General features: G+C 65.2%; 21 protein-coding genes and 1 tRNA gene. 16 read left to right on the top strand and 6 right to left on the bottom strand.

The window, feature by feature from the left end; translation table 11 throughout:
* Positions 1 to 6: 6 nt before the first annotated feature.
* Genes DK389_RS08260 through DK389_RS08245 form a run of 4 tightly spaced genes read left to right on the top strand, consistent with a single transcriptional unit; the run spans position 7 to position 2679 of the window.
* Positions 7 to 540, top strand: coding sequence for an SRPBCC family protein (locus DK389_RS08260; protein WP_109888738.1), 534 nt, complete (start codon positions 7 to 9; stop codon positions 538 to 540).
* On the top strand, positions 537 to 1496 hold the full coding sequence (locus tag DK389_RS08255) for a YncE family protein (protein WP_109888736.1): 960 nt from the start codon (positions 537 to 539) through the stop codon (positions 1494 to 1496). The genes DK389_RS08260 and DK389_RS08255 overlap by 4 nt, the downstream gene beginning before the upstream one ends.
* Positions 1497 to 1501: 5 nt before the next feature.
* Positions 1502 to 2017, top strand: coding sequence for a hypothetical protein (locus tag DK389_RS08250; protein ID WP_236960738.1), 516 nt, complete (start codon positions 1502 to 1504; stop codon positions 2015 to 2017).
* Complete coding sequence (locus DK389_RS08245; RefSeq protein ID WP_109888733.1) at positions 2014 to 2679, top strand: response regulator transcription factor; 666 nt, start codon at positions 2014 to 2016, stop codon at positions 2677 to 2679. The genes DK389_RS08250 and DK389_RS08245 overlap by 4 nt, the downstream gene beginning before the upstream one ends.
* A 75-nt stretch (positions 2680 to 2754) precedes the next feature.
* On the opposite strand, the gene DK389_RS08240 is transcribed toward DK389_RS08245, so the two are convergent.
* A complete protein-coding gene (locus DK389_RS08240; RefSeq protein WP_109888731.1) occupies positions 2755 to 3012 on the bottom strand; it encodes a DUF6894 family protein in 258 nt (85 codons plus the stop codon).
* 554 nt (positions 3013 to 3566) lie between these two features.
* On the opposite strand from DK389_RS08240, the gene DK389_RS08235 reads away from it, so the two are divergent.
* The 3 genes from DK389_RS08235 to DK389_RS08225 all read left to right on the top strand — a co-directional run bounded on the left by DK389_RS08235 (position 3567) and on the right by DK389_RS08225 (position 6181).
* Positions 3567 to 5048 carry a methyl-accepting chemotaxis protein gene (locus DK389_RS08235; RefSeq protein WP_109896161.1) on the top strand — a complete coding sequence of 494 codons (1482 nt, stop codon included), beginning with the start codon at positions 3567 to 3569 and terminating at the stop codon, positions 5046 to 5048.
* A gap of 73 nt (positions 5049 to 5121) precedes the next feature.
* Positions 5122 to 5358, top strand: coding sequence for a hypothetical protein (locus DK389_RS08230; RefSeq protein WP_236960737.1), 237 nt, complete (start codon positions 5122 to 5124; stop codon positions 5356 to 5358).
* 454 nt (positions 5359 to 5812) lie between these two features.
* A complete protein-coding gene (locus DK389_RS08225) occupies positions 5813 to 6181 on the top strand; it encodes an ATPase inhibitor subunit zeta (protein ID WP_109888727.1) in 369 nt (122 codons plus the stop codon).
* Positions 6182 to 6270: 89 nt separating this feature from the next.
* Here the strand turns inward: DK389_RS08225 and DK389_RS08220 are convergent, their stop codons facing one another.
* Entirely contained in the window at positions 6271 to 6525 is a 255-nt protein-coding gene (locus DK389_RS08220) for a DUF6894 family protein (RefSeq protein ID WP_109888725.1), read from the bottom strand.
* A gap of 1198 nt (positions 6526 to 7723) precedes the next feature.
* Here DK389_RS08220 and DK389_RS32200 point away from each other — a divergent pair.
* The 4 genes from DK389_RS32200 (at position 7724) to DK389_RS08200 (ending at position 13722) form a co-directional block, all read left to right on the top strand.
* Entirely contained in the window at positions 7724 to 8476 is a 753-nt protein-coding gene (locus tag DK389_RS32200; protein WP_162560564.1) for a hypothetical protein, read from the top strand.
* Positions 8477 to 8863: 387 nt separating this feature from the next.
* Positions 8864 to 9595 (top strand): hypothetical protein, encoded by a 732-nt coding sequence (locus tag DK389_RS08210; RefSeq protein ID WP_162560563.1) that lies wholly within the window; start codon positions 8864 to 8866, stop codon positions 9593 to 9595.
* 86 nt (positions 9596 to 9681) lie between these two features.
* On the top strand, positions 9682 to 10338 hold the full coding sequence (locus tag DK389_RS08205; protein ID WP_109888721.1) for a hypothetical protein: 657 nt from the start codon (positions 9682 to 9684) through the stop codon (positions 10336 to 10338).
* Positions 10339 to 10350: 12 nt separating this feature from the next.
* The gene (locus tag DK389_RS08200) at positions 10351 to 13722 is read left to right on the top strand and encodes a glycosyltransferase (RefSeq protein WP_109888719.1); all 3372 of its coding nucleotides are present in this window, start codon (positions 10351 to 10353) and stop codon (positions 13720 to 13722) included.
* A gap of 120 nt (positions 13723 to 13842) precedes the next feature.
* Here the strand turns inward: DK389_RS08200 and DK389_RS08195 are convergent, their stop codons facing one another.
* A complete protein-coding gene (locus tag DK389_RS08195) occupies positions 13843 to 14742 on the bottom strand; it encodes a hypothetical protein (RefSeq protein WP_109888717.1) in 900 nt (299 codons plus the stop codon).
* 50 nt (positions 14743 to 14792) lie between these two features.
* A complete protein-coding gene (locus DK389_RS08190; protein WP_109888715.1) occupies positions 14793 to 15095 on the bottom strand; it encodes a hypothetical protein in 303 nt (100 codons plus the stop codon).
* A 389-nt stretch (positions 15096 to 15484) separates the two neighbouring features.
* Between DK389_RS08190 and DK389_RS08185 the strand changes: the two genes are divergently transcribed.
* The 5 genes from DK389_RS08185 (at position 15485) to DK389_RS08165 (ending at position 20579) form a co-directional block, all read left to right on the top strand.
* Positions 15485 to 16630, top strand: a complete 1146-nt coding sequence (locus DK389_RS08185; protein WP_210206742.1) for a GHMP family kinase ATP-binding protein — start codon at positions 15485 to 15487, stop codon at positions 16628 to 16630.
* Between the two features lie 237 nt (positions 16631 to 16867).
* The gene (locus DK389_RS08180; RefSeq protein WP_109888714.1) at positions 16868 to 18085 is read left to right on the top strand and encodes an HAD-IIIA family hydrolase; all 1218 of its coding nucleotides are present in this window, start codon (positions 16868 to 16870) and stop codon (positions 18083 to 18085) included.
* A gap of 21 nt (positions 18086 to 18106) precedes the next feature.
* Positions 18107 to 18304 (top strand): hypothetical protein, encoded by a 198-nt coding sequence (locus DK389_RS08175; protein WP_109888712.1) that lies wholly within the window; start codon positions 18107 to 18109, stop codon positions 18302 to 18304.
* Complete coding sequence (locus DK389_RS08170; protein WP_236960936.1) at positions 18280 to 19662, top strand: AGE family epimerase/isomerase; 1383 nt, start codon at positions 18280 to 18282, stop codon at positions 19660 to 19662. The genes DK389_RS08175 and DK389_RS08170 overlap by 25 nt, the downstream gene beginning before the upstream one ends.
* 83 nt (positions 19663 to 19745) lie before the next feature.
* Entirely contained in the window at positions 19746 to 20579 is an 834-nt protein-coding gene (locus DK389_RS08165) for a hypothetical protein (protein WP_236960736.1), read from the top strand.
* Positions 20580 to 20701: 122 nt separating this feature from the next.
* On the opposite strand, the gene DK389_RS08160 is transcribed toward DK389_RS08165, so the two are convergent.
* Together DK389_RS08160 and DK389_RS32195 are read right to left on the bottom strand one after the other, a co-directional pair.
* Positions 20702 to 20778 (bottom strand) — tRNA-Arg (locus DK389_RS08160).
* A gap of 239 nt (positions 20779 to 21017) precedes the next feature.
* A complete protein-coding gene (locus DK389_RS32195) occupies positions 21018 to 21896 on the bottom strand; it encodes a hypothetical protein (RefSeq protein ID WP_162560562.1) in 879 nt (292 codons plus the stop codon).
* Between the last annotated feature and the right edge of the window lie 36 nt (positions 21897 to 21932).

The following is a 21932-nucleotide window of genomic DNA, read 5'->3' as shown; positions in this document are numbered from 1 at the left end:
TCCCGCATGCGGTCGTTCCTCCCGACCTTCGTCCTCGCTCTCGCAGTGACCGGGGCGCTCGCCCACGGCCCGACGCCGCAGAAGGTCGATCAGTCCGTCACCGTCGCGGCCAGCCCGGCCGCCGTCTGGAAGGTGCTGGGCGACTTCCCGGGCATCGGCGCATGGCACCCGGACGTCGCCAAGAGCGAGGGCAGCGGCGGCAATGGGGAGGGCGCGACCCGCAACGTCACGCTCAAGAGCGGCGGCACCCTGCAGGAGAGCCTTGACGAGTGGAAGGCGGACGCGATGACCTACTCCTACCGGATGGGAGAGCCCGACGTGAAGGCCCTGCCGGTCTCGTCCTACTCCGCCACCGTGACGGTGGTGCCGGACGGCGCGGGCGCGAAGGTCTCGTGGATCGGCCGCTTCTACCGTGGTGACACCGGCAACGAGCCGCCGGATGAACTGAGCGACAAGGCCGGTCGTACCGCGATGAACCGTTACTTCGCGGACGGCCTGAAGGGCCTCAAGGCGAAGGTCGAGGGGACAGGCGCGCCGTGACGTCCGAATCCGCCCGGGCGGCGGCGTTCGTCGCGGCCTGCCTCTGTCTCCCGACCGGGCTCGGCCGTGCCGAGACCGCGATCTACGTCGCGAGCCAGGAGGCCGGCGCGGTGACCCGCGTCGACGGCGGGCCCGGCTCCGGTCCGGTGACCCTCGGCGCCGGGCCGGCCGGACTCGCGGCCGCTCCCGACCGCACGCTCTACCTCACCCATCCGGAGTCCGCCGCGATCACGGCGGTCGGACCGGACGGCCGGGTCCTGCGGCGTCTGCCGTTCCGCGGCCAGCCCTTCGGGATCGCCGTCTCGGCGGACGGGATGCACCTGTTCGTCGGTGACTGGAAGGCCAACACCGTCAGCCGGGTCGACGCGCAGAGCGGCGCCGTCGAGGCCGCGACCGGCGTCGGGCGGGAGCCCGCGGGGCTGGTGGTCGATGCGGCGGGCCGCGTCTTCGTGGCCGAGCGCGGGGGTGATTCCGTTTCCGTCCTCGACGGGAGCACGCTGGAGCGGCGCGCCGGCCTCCCGGTGGGCCGCGCCCCCTTCGCCCTGGCGCTGTCGCCGGACGGGGACCGGCTCTATGTCGGCAACGTTCGCAGCAACGATCTCACGGTGATCGATGCGCGCGCCATCACCGTGCTCGCGACCGTCCCGGCCGGCCGGAGCCCCTACGGCGTGGCGACGAGCCGCGACGGCGGCGAGATCCTTGTGACGAACCAGGAATCGGGCAGCGTCTCGATCCTCGATCGCTCCCTCGCCCTGCGCGGAGAGATCCCGGTCGGCCGTTACCCGGAGGGTGTCGCGGTGGCGGGTCATCGCGCCTACGTGGCGAACTGGTTCTCGAACGACGTCTCAGTGATCGATCTCGGCGCGCGTCGCGAGATCGAGCGCCGCAAGGTGCCGGAGGGCCCCCGCGCCGTCGTCGCCGTTCCCGTCCCCAGGGGCGGGGAGGCGGGCCGTTGAGGCGGGTGCCCGCAGGCCTTATGGGCCTCCTCGGTCTCGCCGCGCTCCTCGTCGGCTGCGGCAAGGAGGAGGAGGCCGAGCGCGAGCCGGAAGCGGTCGTGGCCACCCAGGATGAGGGCAGCGGATTGCCGGAGACGGCGTGGCTCGCACCGACCGACCGGACCGAGCCCGCCCTGTGGCTCGCGCGGCGCGTCTCGGTCGAAGCGGGAAAGCCCGACGAGGCCGCGCTCACGGGCCTGCGGCGCGCGCTCGGCGAGGCGAAGCCGCATTTCCTGGAAGATCAGCGCATGATCGCCAACCGAACGGCGCAGCTCGAGACGATGCTCGCGGAGATCGGCCAGCCCGAGGACCCCGCCACCCTCATCGCCGGCCTGACCCGGGTTGCGGCGGCGGGCGGCCGGCGGCAGCTCTACGGCGAGATGTGCCAGCATTACGTCACCGTGCGCCGCGCGGGCCTCGGCCGCGACGAAGCTCTGGCGCGGCTCGTCGAACGCTACGGCGCGCAGGACCGGCCGCGATGACCGGCGTTCTCATCGTCGACGACCATCCGATCGTGCTGCAGGGCTTCCGGCGCATGGTGGAGGATGCGGGCGTCGAGATGATCTTCGAGGCGGGGGATCCGGTCTCGGGCTACCGCTTGTTCCACCGCATCCGCCCGCAGGTCTCGGTGGTCGACCTCGCCTTCCGCGGCAGCGGGTTGGCGGGCCTCTCGCTGATCCGCCGGATGCGTGCGCTGGAGCCGCGCGCGCGGATCCTCGCCCTCAGCCTGAACCGGGATCCCGTCATCGTCGCCCGGACGCTCCAGGTCGGCGCCACCGGATACGCCCTCAAGGACATGCCGGCGGACGCCTTCGTCGAGGCGTTCAAGGCTGTGTCGGAGGGCCGGAACTATCTGCCGCACGCGATCGCGCAGGACATCGCGCTCCTCCACGCCGCGCCGTGCCAGCCGCCCGCGGCCGAATTGACTGCCCGCGAGATCCAGATCCTGATCCTGCTCGGCGAAGGCAAGACCTACCAGGGGATCGCCGACATCCTCACCATCGGCTATCGGAGCGTGGTGAACGCCTGTGCGGCTCTGAGAGGCAAGTTCCGCGTGTCGACCCAGGCCGATCTGGTGCGGATCTCGCTGGACTACCGGCATGACAGGCCCGTCCGGAGGAGCGTCGGCCTGCACGGAGCGTGAGCGGGCGTCCGCCTGCCGACGGGGTCTGTTTCGTCCCCATCGATCGAGGATGCGCGCGGATCGGGTGAGAAGCGATCAGCCGAACGGCTCGGTGCCGAGCTCTCCCCATTCGCCGACGATGTTCAGGGTCGCGGTGAACACGATCCGGTTCGCTTCGTCGCGCACGGTCGCGCTCAGACGCTTGCCTCCGTCCGTCAGCGGCGCGTCTCCCGCGATCTGGGTGAGGATGTAGGAGGCGCGATGACCCGCATTCTCACGATCGGCGAGATCCTCGCCGACCGTGTCACTGATGGTCAGATCATCCTCGTGTAAATCGAAAAAGTATCGCCCCATACGCGCATCCTCGAATTTTCATTTTGAGTTCAGGATGCATGCGTCGGCGCAGGCAAGCAACGGGGGCGCAGGCCGATGCAGTAATGTCGCGAATTGTACTTATCGATGTCGTGGCGCTGCAACGGAGCCTGCATCGAGCACTTTGGCGAGGTCGTTCAGAAACTTAGGTGGCACCACCTGTTTCCGACTTCGAATGTCCCGGTCAGGTGCGTTGGACTAAAGTACAATCCGGACCCGCGACCGGGGCCGCGCGGTGCCGCACCGACAGCGGCGATCGTCGAGTGTTCGGCCGTCGCCGTGGAGCCGCCATCGACCGGCGGCCGCGCGCTTCGTGTTCCGTTGAATCAGGAGAAGCCGCCTCCTCGTGCTTCAGGGAAGCGGCAACATTGTCCGCCTCACCCGCGCACGTCATTGCCGCGCACAATCTTTAACGCGGCGTTATGAATTGCGACGCAACTCATGATCGTACAAGCGGGACCTAATCGCACCTTAGGTGGCCCAGGCGCGGTCCTGCACGCTGTTCACGGGCGCGGATGACAGGTGACCTCTCCATGATGTTCGGGGGATTGAGCAAGGCCGCGGCCGAGCAGGGCGCAAAGCTCGCGGCCCTCGACCGCGCGCAGGGCGTCATCGAGTTCGATCTCGACGGCCATGTGCTGAATGCCAACGACAACTTCCTGAAGGTCGTCGGCTACGCCCTGGACGAGGTGCGGGGCCGCCACCACAGCCTGTTCGTCGATCCGGCCTACCGGGATAGCGAAGCGTACCGGACGTTCTGGGCGAGCCTCCGCCGAGGCGAGTTTCAGGCCGCGCAGTACAGGCGCCTGGGCAAGAACGGCCGCGAGGTCTGGATCGAAGCCTCGTACAACCCGCTCTTCGACCGAACCGGCAAACCCTACAGAATCGTCAAGTTCGCCACCGACATCACGCGGCAGAAGGCGGAGGATGCGGATCGGCAGGGGCAGATCGATGCGATCCGCAAGTCTCAGGGCGTCATCGCCTTCGATCTCGACGGCCACGTGCTGGACGCCAACGAGAACTTCCTGAAGGTCGTCGGCTACACGCTGCCCGAGATCGTCGGCCGGCATCACCGCCTGTTCGTCGAACCCGCCCTGACCGAGGCGCCGGCCTACGCCGCGTTCTGGGAAAGGCTGCGAGCGGGCGAATTCCAGGCCGGCCAGTTCAGGCGCGTCGGCAAGGACGGCCGGGCGATCTGGATCGAAGCGTCCTACAACCCGATCCTCGACGCGAGCGGCCGCCCCTACAAGGTGGTGAAATTTGCCACCGACGTGACGGCGCAGGTGAAACTCCTCGCAGACCTCAACCTCCTGATCGAGCGGAATTTCGGCGCCATCGACGGCGCCGTGCGGTGCTCGGATCGCGAGGCCGACGAGGCCGCGCAGGCCGCGGGCAGCACCGTCGGGACCGTGCAGACGATGGCCGCGGCCGCCGAGGAACTGGCGGCGTCCGTCAGCGAGATCTCCGCGGGCATGGCGAAGTCGCGCGCCGCCACGGACGCGGCGCACGCGCAGGTCGCCTCCGCGGCGGAGCAGACCGAGCGTCTTTCGGAGGCCGCGATCGCCATGGGCGGCATCGTCAAGCTGATCCAGGCCATCGCCGGCCAGATCAACCTCCTCGCGCTCAATGCCACGATCGAGAGTGCGCGTGCCGGGGAAGCCGGGCGCGGCTTCGCGGTCGTGGCGCAGGAGGTGAAGAGCCTCGCCAACCAAGCGGCTTGCGCAACCGAGCGGATCTCCGCCGAGATCGACGGCGTCCAAGCGATCTCGCGCCAGGTTGCGGAGGCTCTCGGCGCCATCCAGGGTTCGGTCGGGACGATGCGGGACCACGTCGTCGGCGCGGCCGCGGCGGTCGAGGAGCAGAGCGTCGTCACGCGCGACATGTCGGCGAACATGCAGGACGCGGCGCGGGCCGTCGCCGCGATCTCGCACAACATCCTGTCGATCTCGGGCTCGATCGCGCAGGTGTCGAGGGCGGTCGAGACCACGAAGGATGCGGCGCGCGTGCTCGCTCGGTGAGCGCGGCGCGGAGGTTCCACGGATCACGGACCGTCGCCGTTCGTTGATAGCGATGAGGGCCGGAGAGCATCGCGTGACCCCTGCCACGATCGCCATGAACAACGAGGTGCTGCGGCTCGGGTCCGAACGCCTCCTGAGGCAATTGCATTCGGAAGGCCTGCGCTACCGGCTGTGGGTGACCGGTACGGCGCGGGGAAGCACGGTCCATCTGCGCATCCCGGAACTCGGGCCCGAGATGCGAGCCCGGATCATCCGCGTGCTGCAGGGTCGGGGCGCACGCCTCGACATTGAGGACGCGCGCGTGGCGTGAGACGCGGTGGGGCGTCGGAGGTGGACCCTCGGTCGAGAGACTGCGTGGCCCGTGGCGGCGGGGCCGGAAACACAAGCGGCGACCCGGGCGCGGATGGGCCCAGATCGCCTCTCGAGGAAGGCTGCCCCGGTGTTGAGACGGTGACCGGCAGCCCATGACGCCTCGCTACAGGCGCATGGTTAACGAAAGCTTGATGCGACCCTTGGCTGGGTCGCTTCGTCGTGACGACACCGCGAGTTCCCGGCCGCTGCCGAGCCTGGCGCCGGTATGCGCGCGAAGGATTCCAGTCACACCGTACTTCGCACCGCTGATCATCAGGCTGGCGGATGTGTTCGAAAGCGGACGGGGCTAATCCCGCGTCCGTTTTGCCGAATGTCGCCGTGGATTTCTAACAAATGTCGTTGTGGAAATATCTGTCGATGTTGAGCCTGATCGCCGTCGACGGAGAAAATGGATGCTGAGGTCTTTCGAGGAGCGTGAGCGGGTGGCCGAAATGCTGTTCGCCCGCGCTGAGGAGATGCACTTCGTCACGCACTGCTACGCTGTCAGGGCACTCGCCGCCTTCGCCTTCGGGAGGCTGGGAGTCGATAGCCAGACGTCCGAAGCCTATGCCCGCTTGCTGATCGCGGCGGTGATCGAGGGTCTGGACGACGAGGCATTGCTGATGCGCGTCCAGGGCGATCTCGCGGCCAACGGCGTGTCGGCGACGCTCGACGAATTGCGTGGCGCCCTGATGGGCGCCGCTGCCCAGGCCGCGAGCGCGGCCGGACTGGTCGTGGCGCAGTTGTCGCGACGGCCGCGGCTCCGGGCGGCGATGTCCTGACCCCTACGCGCTCCATCGATCGAGACGGACCCGCCGATCCGGCGTCGCCCTGCCGGCGGCGTACGGGGCGACGAGACGCGACGGGAACCTTAGCGGGATGGCGATCCGACGTGCTTCCATTCTCCCTTCAGGATCAGGTCGGCCGTGTAGAGTGTCGTCCCGCTCTGATCGCGCACGGTGACGCAGAAGCGTCGGGAGTCACCGTCGGGAATCTTCTCGCGCGCCATGTCCGGCAGCATCATCATCGCTGCGTCGCGCGCGGCCATCGCGTCGGGGAATTCCTGTCCCTCCTCGTCTCGCAGGTGAAACTCGTCGTCGTTCGAGTCGATGAAGAACCGTGGCATGCGCGATCCCGTTGAAGCGCGACAATAACCCGAGTTGCATGTCATGTTCCAGCACAATCCGAGGCGGCGAACGGTGGCTGCGCGGCTGGTGTCGCTGATCGCCGGCCCAACCGGGCATCGCAAGCTTGGCTTGTCGCTTGCGGTGAATCGGAAAGCTGGGCAGCCATTGTGCCGAATTGGAGCGGCAAGTGGGCGCCCCAGCAGGAGTGCCGCCCGTGGCCGTTCCAACTCGTCTCGCCTCCTCGTCCCAGATCGAGATCGAACCGCGCGCGCTGGCGCGCGCCCGTGCCATCGCCGACGCCCACCGCTTTCGGGCGCTGGCCCGCTCGGCGCTCCGCGACGGCGCGCCGATGGCCGAGCTTCGATCATCGAACGCCCGAGCCGCGGCCCGCCGGTTGCTCGCTCACGCGCGCACGCTCGCCTTGTCTGCACAGGGCGAGGCGACGACAGAACTCGTGCCGTCCAGGCCGTCTCGGGACCAAGGCGCAGCGGCAGTCGCTTCAGAACGAAGCAGGCCGAGATGCGACGGATATGCGCCGGCGTAAGTCACCCGGCTCTCTCCGCGATGTCCGCGGGGATCCGCTGCGCGATCGATCCACTCACGATCGGATTGGATCGACGTTCGGGAGACTCATCGAGAATTGGCGTTCCAGCGTGCAGGCGGAGATTCGCGCGCCAGGGTGCCCTCTGAGGCCGCCCGGTCTCGAATTCTTGTCGCGTCTGTCTCGGTCGGGACCAACGGTGCCCGGACATTCGGGAGCGGATTTCGGTCGAGCTCTCGTGCTGGATCGCCTGGATTCGGCACGCGCAACGGGCTGAGGCTCGGATCCTGCTCCCCAGTTTCGGGTACGCACGGGAGAAGGCTGATCGTACGGGCAGCGGTGAGCCGCGCCGTCGATCGTCGCGCGGCACCGATCGTGTAGACAATTAACCGGGATGATGGGCAGAAGGAGGAAGGATCGGACACCTATATCCAACACACGCTTTCCCTGCCAAAATATGCAACTGAAAATAACTAACCTTCGTACAATTTCTCTCTAAAACTGCATGCTGCAGCCGGATGAAAACGACGCCGAGATTTGGATTTGTTGCAATGTCTGAATTACCGGGCTTGTCATCGCGAGTGAAATATTGAACATGATGCGAGGTGCTGGCCGGCCCACTCGATGATGGGAATATCCCGCTTCGGAAGAATCGCATGATCTTCATGAGGAAAAATCGGTTTCGATTGTTCGATGAAGATTACTATCTGCGGACGTATCCCGATGTGAGAACCTCCGGCGCGAGCCCATACCGGCACTTCCTTCGAACGGGTGTCCGGGAACGAAGGAATCCCTGTGCGGTCTTCGATACCGCATACTATTTGAATCAGGTCGAGCTCCGATCTGGTGACCCGACCGAGCATTATCAGACATTCGGCATCAGGATGGGGGCGGAGCCACATCCGACCTTCGACCGAGATTGGTACCTAGCGAACAATCCCGACGTCGCTGCGGACGGAATGGATCCCCTGTGGCATTTCTTCCGCTATGGCCGGGTCGAGGGGCGAAAGCCCGGCCCCGCATGGCGCACGCATTTTGCCGGCGCCAAACGCCCGCTCTGGAGCTTGGCCGGGCAGAGATCGACATGCAATTCGCTTCGGGTTCAGTTCGGATGCGCCAATTCAGATCGCGGTGCGGCCCGTCACCCGACATACGGGTTCGCAATCTACATGTCGGATTCGCAACTGGAAAAGTTCAGCCGAGAGCGGGGCAATTATCAGGAGCATCTACGGGCCGAAGCCGGGCTGAAACCGAACGTCGTCATCCTTCTCTCGAACGCCCATCTTTCATCGAATTCGAACGATGAACTACGGACCAATTATGATTCTGCAAAAATATTTGCGCTTGAAGCAGCCAGTTCCGCGCCATCTTTTCGTTTTGATACCGGATCATTGTTGTTAAAATTTTGAAACTGACTGGTGGCAAGTCGTTTATTCACGTCGATCCTTGTTTGTCGGATGATCGGCCGAACATTCGCATTGGCTTGGTTGGCGCAGGATCTGCGCCGACGACGGACGCAGTACGTAGCGTCACTGTTGGCACGCTGAGCGCGAACCCCTGGTAAGGCGGCCAAGCGCAAGGCCATGCGACCGTCCCACTCCATCTTGCTCAACCACAAGTTTTGGCTGACAGCCGGCCCGCTGTCGCTATAGATCGCGAATATTTGAGTGGCAGATCTCATCACAGCAAAATGACAAGCTTGTACATATAATTCCTTCATGCAATAATGACGCAAAATACAGACGCTTAAGATGATTTATGTCAAAATTGGACGTTAAGCGACAATTATAAAACTGATGATGCGCTCGGTACGTGAAAATCTGTCTCGAAAATTGAGCGGACGATTTGATGAGCATCGAATGCCCTCGTCTGCTCGTGGATCCGGGTCGGGCGAGGTCGCAACAGATGCATCCTTATCATCTGAACGCATCGGCTTGTGTCACAAGCTGTCCTACGGAAGTGCCATTACGCGCCCAGAGGATCTGAAATATTGGACCCAAGCGCTTGAAAGGCACAACGGGAACTTCTCGCTTCTCCTAGAGGAAATGGGGCGCTCGCGCAGATTCGACGCCACCGAGATCTTCTGCGCCATGTTTTATGACATGAGCATCGATATCTCGGCGCGCACACGCCCGGCGGCGCTCGTGGTCAGCCTGTTCATTCACGCCTCCGGGCGATTCCCGCCTGTCGATGCGGTCATCGACATCTTATCGCTCTGCTCCCTCCAAGACGTCAGGATGACCGAGGTCATCGACACAGTCGCGAAGCGCAGCGGTGCTGCACCGCGGCAATTGAAGAGGGCCATCCGACCCTATTTGTTGTCGGGTTCAGGTCCGCTCGATCGAATCAAGCTTCATCTTGCGAACTTCAATCTACCGATCAGAAGGGCCGATGCGATGGCGGATCTGGCGTCTCTACGCCTCTTCATGCGCAACGCGTCCTTGTCGCATGATGTAGCCCAGCTGCAATCGACCCTTCTTCATATGTCCACAGCAATCCCGGCAATTTTGCCGCAGAAGCCAGTTTGAAGACGGGCCCGAGTCTCGCGAGAGCGAAGAATTGATCGACGATCTTGAGGTCGGCGCCGAACAGGCTGTGAGGACAAGCGGGATCGATGAACAAGCCGTTGAACATCATGGCGTTGTCATTTTTCCCATCCCTCCTTCCGAGCTCGAGCGGCGGAGAGATTGGTCTCTACGGCTTGTTGAACGCACTGAGCCGCGACCACAACGTGCTGCTGCTGTCGTCCGCGGAAGTCGCTGAGGCGCCTCCACGGACCTACTATCACAATCAGCGGTTCCGGGAGATCCGCATTCCGAAAGATATGCGGTTCCATGCGCTCTGGTCGAAGCATAGCGCCGCGGCGGCGCACGCCGACGTCTCGAATGTCTGTGTCGCGCAGTTCGGAGAGGTCGCCACAGCATTTCACGAAACGTACATCGCTCATTATGAATGGGCCGACGTCATCATGCACGACGGACCTTATACGACGACGTACGACCTGTTTCTAGGTCTCGACGACAAGGTGCGGTTCTATAATTCCCAGAATGTCGAGAAGGATTTCGTCAGAACGCAGTATCCCCCCGAGGCCGCGGGCGGGCTCTACGAATACGTGGCCGAACTGGAGCGCAAGCTCCTGCGAAGCGCCGACGTGGTGGGCGCCTGCTCGTCGGAGGACATGTGCGCCTTCGAACCTGATCTTCGCGCTTCGACCGAGCGATGCCTCGTCTACCGGGCCGTCGATCTGGAGCGCATCGCGGGGAAGACCTGATCGGATGATCCCATGCGGGTGGTATTCGGCGGTTCGAAGCATCCGCCGAACACGGAGGCGGCGAATTTCATCGTCGAGAGCTTGGCCCCTCGCTTCTTGGATATAAAGTTCGACATCTTCGGCGGCTGTCTTGCCGCCCGGGAATATGGTTCGAACCTCACCGCGCACGGCATCATTTCCGACGCGGAGCGCCACGCCTTGCTGGTGCGTGCCCATGTTGCGCTGAATCCCATCAGGTCGGGCAGCGGCGTCAACCTCAAGATCCTGGAGAGCGCAGCCTACGGGTTGGCGATCATCTCGACGCCGTTCGGCTTGCGAGGAACGGCCCTGCAGGACGGCATCGATTGTCTTGTCGGAGACGGCGAGGCGTTCGCCGATGCCTTGAGCGGGTTGCAGCAATCGCGGGCGCTTTGCGAGACGCTCGGGCTCGCCGCGCGCGGGACGGTCGAGACCCGTCACCGGTGGGCGGCGACGGCGGAAACGGTGGCCGCGGCCTTGCACCGGGCAAAATCCGCGGCCGATCTGCGGCCGCGGCGCGCGACCATCCTCGCGGTCAACGACTACGATGTCGCGCGATCGGTGGGCGGCGGTGCCTCGCGCATTCAGCAGATCTACGCGCGCTTGGCGGAGACACACCGCGCTGTCGTGCTGACGTTCTCGAACGACGGGTCCCTCACGTCCGAATGGAAGCAGGGAGTCTTCTACTGCCGGGTGCCCAAGACGGACGCGCATCTCGCCGAGGAACGGCGCATCAATGCGATCTTTCATATTTCGGCCGACGATACGACGGCGTCACGATTCGTCCGTGAGAACAAACTCATGGTCGCTCTGTTTGACCATCTGGCGAGCGCTGCCGCACGTGTCGTCTTCGAGCATCCCTACATGGCCCCTCTGGCGGAGGGGGGCAGGGTCAATTTCGTCTACGCCGCACACAATTGGGAATTCGATCTCAAAGATCGGACGCTCCAGTACCATCCGGAGCGGGCGAGCATCCTGAAAGTGGCGGCGCGCGTCGAGGCTTTCTGTGCTGAACACGCCGATCTGATCATTTCGGTGTCGGAGGAAGATCTCGCCGGTATCGTGCGCGCGAGCATCTCGCGCGGCGCTCTGGCGGGGCCCGGGAGCGTCGTCATCCGGAACGGAGGCGAAGAACCTGTCCCGCGCGGCCGGTTGAGCGATCTCCCTGTCGCGCGACCCTTCATGGTTTTCCTGGGATCGGCCCATCCCCCGAACATCGACGCGGCCCGCTTCATCGTTGACCAACTCGCTCCCGCTCTCCCGAGCGTCGATTTCCGGATCATCGGCTCGGTCTGCGATTGCCTGTCGGCGCCCCCACCGAACGTCGTGCTGCACGGCATCGTCGACCGCGAGGAGAAGTCGCGTCTCCTCCACGGAGCCAGGATCGCGCTCAATCCCGTCACGGAGGGCAGCGGTTCGAACGTGAAGATAACGGAGTATCTCGGTCACGGCGTGCCGATCGTTTCGACACCGTTCGGCGCCCGCGGCTTCGATGCGGAGATGCGCGAATTCGTGACCCTCGTCCCACGCGAAGATTTCGCCGAGCGCTGCCGGGAGCTGATCGACCACCGCTGCGATCTTGCCAAGCGCGATGCTTCGATCGCCTATTTCCACCAGAACTTGTCTCTCACCTACCTGGCCCAGCGTTTCGACGAATGCCTTCAGGATCTGGGGCGGCCGAAGCGGCGGGTTCTCGCTGTCCTGACCCGCTACAATGATCCGCCACTGGGAGGAGCCGAGGTTCATATGCTCGAACTCGTGAAGGCGCTGTCGCGGGACGGTCGCTATCACGTCGACGTCGTGGCGCCGGACATGGCGCGGATCGCCGATCAAGCGCGGTTTCTCTCCGCTTTCGGTGAGGGCAACACCACATCGGTCCCGACGGGTCTCGAACGCGTGTACTGGGCTCGGTTTCCCCTGGACGATTCGACCGAGTCGGAGGAAGACCTCAAGTATCGGATGGCAACTCGCAACTGGGACGCGCAGATGCTGCTCGACGAAGCGAAGGTCAGGCATCTGTCCCGCGGCTCGACCGAGGTCGGGCTCGGCTGGGGATGGCACGATCCGGAATCGTGGTCGGGGCGACCGGTTCGGTGGGCGGGTTACCAGACGTCGCTGCACGCCGCCCGCTCCGGCACCGTTCTTCTGCGCGGGACGGCGCCGTCGCGAACGCATCTGCGGTTTCTGAACGAGCGTGACGACCTCATTCTGCAGACGACCGTCACGGGGAGCTTCGACCTCGCGCTGGATGCGAGCCGCAGCACGTGGGTCAAGATTCTGGCCTCGGCGGAACGTGTTGCGGCCGACCGCGATCCGCGTCCGCGCGCGTACGCGGTTGATTTCATCCGGATTGGGGATCGCGTCATCGATCTCGGCAAGAATGCCTGGACGTTCGATGATCCGGCGGAGGCGATCGACTTCTATGACGCCAGCCGTCACATCCGGGCGGATTTCGGTGCCGATCTGGGAGCGTCGCGCGGTCCGTTCTGCGAGAGCCTCAAGGCGTGGATCGACGCGTCCGTCAGCGATTATGATCTGGTCATCACTCACAATCCTGTGCTCAAGCACGTCGGCGACACCGTTGCCAGCGCGAAATCGGCCGGTATTCCCACGATCCTGATACCCCATCTGCATCTCGATGATGAGTATTATCATTTTCCCGATATTCTCGGTGCGGTTCGGGATGCGACCTTATCGCTCGTGTCTCCAAGCAGTCTCTGCGGGTTCTTCTATTCGCGGGGCATCCACAACGTCCGATACCTGCCGGCGGGCGCCGCGTTTGAGGAGCCGGATCAGGAATCGCTCGCCGAGTTCCGGGATCTCTACGAGTCCGAGGTGCCCTTTTTCCTCGTTCTCGGGCGAAAGAACGCGACGAAGAACTACCGATCCGTCATCGAGGCCGTCGAGATCTTGAACAGGCGGCAGCGCGTCAACGTGGTGATGATCGGCGCCGACGAGGACGGGATGCCTGTTCAGCACGGCTCGGCGCGGTATCTCGGCTGGCAATCGACCGGCGTTGCGGCGGCCGCGCTGCGATCATGCCTCGGGCTAGTTACGATGAGCCGCAGTGAAAGCTTCGGGATCGTCATCGCCGAAGCGTGGCTCGCGGGCGCGCCGGTGGTCGCCCATCGCAATTGCGCGGCCTTCCGTGACCTGATCGTCGATGACGTGAATGGCTTGCTGGCGGAAGACGGCGACCTCGCGCTCGTCCTTCAGCGGCTGATCGATGAGCCGGGGCTGGCTGACCGGCTCGCCGCATCCGGGCGCTCCGAGGCCGAGCGATACCGCTGGAAGTCTGTCGGCGAGCGCTTCGTGGCCCACTGCGACGAGGTCATCGACGGTCGAATGGCGAGGCCGCCTGGGTGAGGAGCGGCACCGTCCGGCCTCTCGACGGCCCGCTGTCCCGCTGCCATGGCGCCTGACGATGATCGCTGCCGGGAAACCGATCGAGCGCGATCCGTCCGGGTCTTTCGAGGCTGCGGACGTCTACGCGTCCCTGGTGCCGGACCCCGCTTCCCCACGCTCCGCCTCCGAAGAATCCGCCATCGCGTGCTCCCCGGCCGCGGCGGACTCGGCCCTCACGGTTGCCGCCTCCTGCGGCGCGTCCAGGATGTCGGGGAGTGCCGATACTGGATCCGGGTGCTCCGATCCGGTCTCGGCGGTCGAAATTGCCGGTTCAGGCCCGTCTGACTCAACCGTCGCAGCGTCCGTGCCGACCGCTGGTTGGCTGACATCGTCATGCGTCGACAGCTCGATAGGCTCGCCCCCGATCGATGCCTGCTTGTCCGCCTGCGCCGCTGGATCACGACATGCCTCGGCCAATGCGAGCAGCGAATAATCCCCTTGCCTCAGAAGGGCTTTCAGCGGCTCGCCATGATGCGTCGACGCGCTGTCGCGTTGCTGCATGTCGTGGTGATAAGCCTTCAGCAGGATGTCGAGCCGGACCCGGAAGGGGGCGACCGCCAGCATGGGTAGGAGGGCCGGCTTGCGCAGGCGCGGGCGGTTCACCTGCTCGTAGATCGTCCTGGCATCGGCTACGCGGTCGCAGAAGCTGGTGCCGATCCCCACGAGCGCCGAGAAATCTCGCCACTTGAAGGGAATGTCGACGAAGCCCGTGTCCAGATAGCCGAACGGAACATCGTAGGCGCAGGCCACGATCGCGGCGTGGAGCGAGCCGGCCAGCACGAAGGACGAAGAGGCGATCGCATCGATGAGATCGAAGACGGCGCGCTCCGTGCGCGCGATGTTCGGTCGAACGATCAGGTCGGCTCCGGTCCGCCGGAGAAGATCCGCATCGCGGCAGGTATCCAGGAAATGCGGTACGCAGATCGTCTTGCTGCGGTGATCGTCCCGGACGGTCGGGGTGTGGACGATCGGAGCGATCAATCCGGGGTCGCCGAGCGGGGTGTCGGCCGGCAGGCCGAGGACATCCCGGGTCAGGGGCCACGAACGCCGTAGGCCGCGAGCCTCTCCCGCGATTCGTTGCTCACCCCGGCTTCCGTGCGAGCGCCGCAGCACCAGAAGCCGATCGTCCTGTCGGGCTCTCCACCGGGGCGAGCGAGATCCTGATTGATGTCCCAATCGGCGATCACACTGCCCAGCATCCTGTAACTGCAATGGTCTCGGACCGGCTGCGTGAAGATGGCTTTGCTGATGATGTATCCCAGGAAATCGCCGAAATTCTGAGTGTCATCGTCCTTGAGCCACCAGTTAATCCTGCCGCCATCCTGAAGATCCATATCGCGTTCCCGGCACACATTCTGAGATGGTCTGCTGGCTCCCACCCTGCCGATCGATGTCAGGTTTCGATGCCGAGCGCGCGAATCTGATCTGAATTGCGATGTCGAGTCCACGCACATTTGCGAATGGAGACGGGTCGGGTGGCGAGGCCTCATCTGGTCGAGCGGTCACGGGCGCGCCCTGATCCACTCTCGGGATCATGTCAGCCTCAAGGACAGGCCGGCTCCGCGCCGGCGCGATTTCGTCCGCGGCATGCGCGCGTCTCGCTGCCGGTGCCCGACCGCTCCCTAAGCTGTGCTGGGCCTCTGGCGGACCCCTCCGTTGAGTTGATTCAGTTCAAAGCGCAGGCAACGGTGTCGGAATTTGATAATTTTGCGATGCTTGATCTTTGGAAAAAGCGATTGATTTTCTAAAAACAGATGAGACAATTGTCGAGCACGCAATCTATAGAAGTAGATGCGAAATCAGTAAAAGCAATTTCGGGTTGATCATGATCGCTGCCAAGGACATTCGTAAGACGCGTGCCCGCGCGCCCCTGCGACTTGGTCTGGCCGGCGGTGGGACGGATCTCTCGCCCTATTGCGATCAGTTCGGCGGCGCGATCCTCAATGTCACGATCGGCCGCTACGCCTTCGCGTCGATCCTCCCGCGCGAGGATGGGCTGGTGGTGTTCGAGGCCGACGACATCGGCGAGCGGGACGTTTTCGAGGAGGGGGACCCGATCGACCGAGGCCTGGTTCTCCATCGCGGCGTCTATCAGCGCTTCATCAGCCAGTTCAACGATGGCGTCCGGATCCCCGTCACGATCCGGACCACGGTGGATGCGCCAGCCGGATCGGGTCTCGGGTCTTCCTCCGCCCTAGTCGTCGCCCTTGTCGACGGAATGCGGGACGTGCTGGAGGCGCCGCTCGGCCAATACGACGTCGCGCATCTGGCCTGGGAGATCGAGCGGCTCGACGTCGGGCTTTCCGGCGGGCGCCAGGATCAGTACGCCGCCGCCTTCGGGGGCGTGAACTTCATCGAATTCCTCAGCAGCGATCAGGTCATCGTGAATCCGCTCCGGTTGTCGGGGGCGATCTACCGGGAATTCGAGAGCTCGATCGTCATCTGCTTCTCCGGGTTGTCGCGCCGGTCGGCGGCCATCATCGACCGGCAGACGTTGGGCATCCTCACGGCGAGCGCCGCGACCCTCGGCGCCCTGCACCAGCTCAAGGTCGATGCCCTGGCGATGAAGCGGGCGCTGACCGTGGGCGATATCGACCTGATGGCGGAAATCCTGGGCCATTCTTGGACGGCGAAGCAGGCGACGGCGTCCGGCGTCTCGACGGACACGATCGACCGGCTCTTCGAGACGGCGCGGGCCCACGGCGCCCTGGCCGGCAAGATCTCGGGGGCGGGCGGCGGCGGGTTCGCCTTCTTCCTCGTCCACCCCGAACACCGGTTCCGCCTCATCGAGGCCTTGAACGCGGCCGGAGGCCAGGCGAGTCCAGTACAATTGACCTCGGTCGGGTCGGAAGTCTGGCGGTTCCGATAATGTTTCAGAGATGTTCAGTAAAAAATATGGATACAGGCCCCGCAAAAATTCGATGATAAAGCTAATGAGTCCTGTGAATATGGATCTTGATTGAAAGTCTTGTGTGGCATCGCGTCTCGTGTTCGGTCGATAGCTCACCGCCCCGGCCGATACAGTTGAAAATGGATGCGGGACTGTCGTCCGTGATGGTGCGGGCGAACGGACGGCTCCGTCTGATCTTGATGAGGGACAGGGCGCATGCGCCTCCGACAAGCCGCCATCCTCTGCGGCGGCCTCGGCAGCCGCCTCGGCGATCTCACGCGGGACACGCCCAAGCCGCTGCTTCCGGTGGGCGACCGGCCCTTCCTGGAGATCCTCGTCCAGGATCTCACCCGGTACGGCATCGAGGAGATTCTGCTCCTCGCCTCCTATCGCTTCGAGTGCGTCGAGGCGTTCGCCGGGACGTTGCCGGCGCGTCTGGGTCGGCCCGTCACCGTGACCCTGTCGATCGAGCCGGAGCGCGCCGGAACGGCGGGAGCGCTGCTCCACGCCCGCGACAGGCTCGACGACGAATTCGTCCTGCTCAACGGCGACACGCTGTTCGACGTCGACCTGATCGCTCTTCGAAATCTCCGCGGCCGCACGCCGGCCGTGACGGCAGCGGTCGCGCTCCGGGAAGGCGCGAGATCCGGCCGCTACGATACGGTCGAGCTGTCGGGAGACCGCGTCGCGCGCTTCGGCGGGGCGGCCGCGCAGGACGGCCCGGCCCTGATCAACGGCGGTGTCTACGCGATGGGCCGGTCCATCCTCGAGGACCTGCCCTCGCACGGCTCGCTCGAACGCGACGTGCTGCCGCGTCTCGCACGGGACGGCCAGCTCCGCGGTCTCGCGGCCGAAGGCTTCTTCCTCGACATCGGCCTCCCCGCCGACTTCGCCAAGGCTCAGACCCTGATCCCGGCCCATCGGCGCAGGCCGGCGGCCTTCCTGGATCGCGACGGCGTGCTCAACTACGATTTCGGCCATGTCGGCACGGTTGACCGCTTCGTGTGGGTGGACGGCGCGCCCGAAGCGATCCGGATGCTCAACGCCGCGGGCTACCACGTCTTCGTCGTGACGAACCAGGCGGGGATCGCGAAGGGGTTCTACACGGAGGCGGCGTATCATCGCCTCGGCCGTCACATCCGCGACGAATTGGCGGCCGTCGGCGCCCGGATCGACGATGAGCGCCACTGTCCCGACCATCCCGAGGCCGAGCTCGCGCGCTATCGGCGCGTGTCGAACCGGCGCAAGCCGTCGCCCGGCATGCTGCTCGAACTGCTCGACACCTGGCCGGTCGATGTCGCGCGGAGCTTCCTGATCGGCGACGGCACGTCGGACCTCCTGGCGGCCGAGGCTGCGGGAATCCGGGGCCACCTCTTCGAAGGAGGCCGGCTCGATGACTTCGTGCGGCGCCTTCTCGCCGCCGATGCGGCCTGAGAGCGGGACCTCGAGCGCGGCATGTCGGGGTCCACGGCCACCTTCGAGCAACTCCGCGACTGGCTGTTCCGCGATGCCCTGCCGCTGTGGTCCGCGATCGGGACGGACCGCGTCAACGGGGGCTTCCATGAGCGGCTGACCCCGGCGGGGCGCCGACGGACGATCCCCGGCGGGCCCGGGTCGTCGGACGCCAGATCTACGCCTTCGCCACCGCCGTGAGGCTCGGGTGGACGGGAGAGGGGCGGGGCCTCGTCCGCCACGGCCTTGATGCTCTTCAGCGCCATCACATCACGGATACGGGCGAGGTCTTGCCCCTGGTCGCGGCCGACGGCCGGCCGTTGTCGCGGGCGTTCGATCTGTACGACCAGGCCTTCGTCCTGTTCGGGCTGGCGGCGGCCGCCGCGATCGGGGAACGTGTCGAGACGGTGGTCCCCCTGGCGGCCCGCCTGCGCGACCGCATGATCGCCGGCTGGAAGCACCCGGAGGCCGGCTTCGAGGAGGCGCGGCCACGCCGGCTGCCGCTCCGATCGAATCCGCACATGCACCTCTTCGAGGCATGCCTCGCCTGGGCCGAGCAGGGGGGCGACGCGGCGTGGCGGAATCTCGCGGACGAGATCGCCGAACTCTGCCTCAGGCGTTTCCGGGATCCCGAGACCGGCGCGCTGCGCGAGCATTTCGACGGCGCTTGGCGCAGGATCGACGCCGACGGCCTCGAGGTCGTCGAGCCGGGCCACCAAGCGGAATGGGCCTGGCTGCTCACGCGCTGGGGCCTGTCCCGAGGCCGCGCGGACGCGCTCGCGGCCGCACGAAGGCTCACCGACATCCTCGAGGGGTACGGCATCTCCTCCAGGCAGGGCTTGGCCGTCAACGCGCTGAACGGCGATCTCTCCCTGCGCGATCCGCTGCTGAGGCTTTGGCCGCAGACGGAGCGGATCAAGGCGTGGATCGCCCGGCACTGGCTCGCCGAAGACTCTGCGGCGGCATCGGCGTGCGACGCGCAAATCGCCGAACTCGGGCGTCAGCTCTTCCGATACGCCGATCATCCCGTCCGCGGCTCGTGGTGGGAGAACCTCGACGCGTCCGGCCGCCCAGTGTCGGAGCCGGCTCGCGCCAGCAGCCTCTATCACCTCACCTGCGCCATTGCTGAGCTTGCGCCGGCCGGGTCGGTCCCGACGGCCGGGCCCAGGTCTTCGAGCGCGCACACCCCGGAAATCACCCCGGCGCCCGGGGAGGCGCAACGATTGCGAGCCCCGATTTCGAATGACGCGCGCGTCGTCGCATCGGCCGCGAGGACCGCAAGGTCCGCTTCCGGCGGCTGCGATCGCGGCGTCGAGGTTCGGCGCGATCGCTGCTGCGGCCTCACGCGTGCCGGCAAGGGCGACACCGAACATTGTCCGAGAGCGCGCAGCGCAGGGAACTTTGCGATGCCGACGAATTCGCGCGCGATACGGCAGAGTAGTGACGGAAATCGTCCGCCCCGGCGATTTCGTTCGGTACAGAAGAGGACCGTGAATATGCTGTCGCAACTGAGGCCGACATGCTGTGCGCCATCTCATGCTCGTGCAGCAAACATGTAATTTCAACCTTTGACCTACGTTAAGGCAGGTTCTATTACTTCGCCTGATCGACCCTGATTCGTTCGCCCTCGACGTGGGGGATCATGGCCGTGGATCAGCACCCGGCTTCACGCCTGGATCCGGACGAGGCGGCGGCCGTCGAGATGGCCCTCGGCGCTCTGATCGCGGATGGCAGCGTGCGGCTGTCCGAGCGCAACCGTCGCTTCCTGTCGTTCATCGTGACCGAGACGCTCGCGGGCCGGGGCGCACGCATCAAGGCCTACGCGATCGGTGTCGACGTGTTCGGGCGCAGCAGGAGCTTCGACCCGGACCGCGATCCGATCGTCCGGATCGAGGCGACGCGGATGCGGGCGGCGCTGGCCGCCTATTACGACGGCGTCGGCGCGCAGGACGGGGTCAGGATCATCCTGCGTCCCGGTTCCTACGTTCCCACCTTCGCGTTCCGGAGATCCCCGGCGGCCCTGGCGCGGCCTGCCGCGGCCATTGGCGCCACGCCCGTTCCCACCGGACGACCGGTCGTGGATGAGAGGGCCGGCGTGATCGTCGTCGTCACGCACCGGACCGACCGGCGCGATCGCTGCTCGATGATGCGGGGCGAGATCTACGTCGAGGCGGTCGTGAAGGCCGTCGCCGGGCGGGGCATCCGGGTATTCCTGACACCGCCGGTCGACCGCAGCGGCACCGCGCAGGCGATCCGCGGACTGATCCACCGGCCGGGCGTGGTGTACGCGCTGGACATGGCCGTCCATGGGATCGCCGAGGGCCGACGCTATTCCTGGTCGTTGTCCGATTTCCGCAACGGCGAGATCAAGGACTCGGATTTCTGCGATCAGGCCGACGAGACCCTGCCTGTCGGCGCGCGGATCGACGCGCTCGCGGAGGTGGTTACCCGCAGGATCGCGGCCTCAGCCGTCTGAGACCGCCGCAACACCCATTGTCGATGGCCGAGAGGCGCGCCTCTCACAGACCAGCGCGCGGCTCCTGCCGGGCCCGTTGCGCCACCACGGCCGAAACGTCATGTATTTCAGAGGCTTGGGAATGGCGCACCCGACACGATTCGAACGTGTGACCTTTGCCTTCGGAGGGCAACGCTCTATCCAGCTGAGCTACGGGTGCTGACCGTGGCGGATTCACTAGCCGATGCGGGGCGGGGCGCAACGGGGCGTGAACGGGTTTGCGCTCAAAGGGATCCTTACGTGGCCCTCCTCAGGCAAAGGTCACACATTCGAATCGTGTCGGTTGCGCTGGGCAGAGGGGGGAAGGCGGTCAGAGCGCTGACAGTGTGCCCCGGAGGCGGACGGTGTGTGAGCAGAGGAGCCGCTCGTGCGCCGGCAATGTTTTGCCGGCGATCAGGGTCAGTAGCCTTCTACGAAGAGCGCCAGCCCCACACCCCAGCTTGTCCAGCGTCCTCCGAGGTGCTCAGCGCCGGGCATTTTGCCGTAGCGCTCAGGTGCAGCGTTCAGTGCGTCGCGCATATGCCGGATCAGCCGAGAACCAGCGCGTTGGGCAATCCATTTCTGCTCGAGCGTGTTAGCGAATGCCCATCCGGGCGGTAGCTGTAGCCCCATTCGTTCCCCGCCTCGACCGCGAATCTGCCGCAGATCGTGCCGTAGCTGGGCGACGGTGGAATCGGGCAGGCGCGCCTCAGCAGCATCGACGAGCTTACGGATCGCGTTGGCTACCCTGCTATCCCAAATCACTTGAGGGCTTCCGGCGGTGTTGTGATCGTGATCCAAATGGGCAGTGGCGAAGGCTGCGACCTTGGTCCAACCGCTGCTCCAGGGAGCATCTTTTGTGTGCTCGATCGCAATGTGCACTCCCGTGGCACGGAGTGCGGCAGCGAAGACGGCCTGCACGGCCCTTGAGTCGATAGCTGATCGGCTTGGGACACCTCCCCAGGAAAACACGCGGCTCGTCAGATCGACGGCCCGCTGCTGGTCCTCATACTCCCACGTCGCACCGCCTGTGAGAACGTGGCTCAGATCACGGCTATCAGACAGGATTGCCGATAAGCTGTTCTGGAGCTCACGATAGCCGTCGCCTTTCCAATGGTAGGCAAGAACACGGTCAGGCCAGGGCAATCCGACTGACGGCAAAGCCCGCGGACGCCAGACGTTGCCCCGTCGGTGCTCGGAAATTTTATCAGACGATACTATCGACCAGGGCTCGAGAACTTCGCACAGGGTCGCCGCAGCTGACTCCAAGTCCGAGTCTTTCAGAAAATCATCATTCATAGGGATGTCGCTGATGCATTCAGGGGACCGCAAAAT

This window comes from Methylobacterium durans (assembly GCF_003173715.1).
Classification (GTDB): domain Bacteria; phylum Pseudomonadota; class Alphaproteobacteria; order Rhizobiales; family Beijerinckiaceae; genus Methylobacterium; species Methylobacterium durans.
The sequence above is the reverse complement of the archived record's forward strand: the minus strand, read 5'-3'. Positions and strand labels throughout refer to the sequence as shown.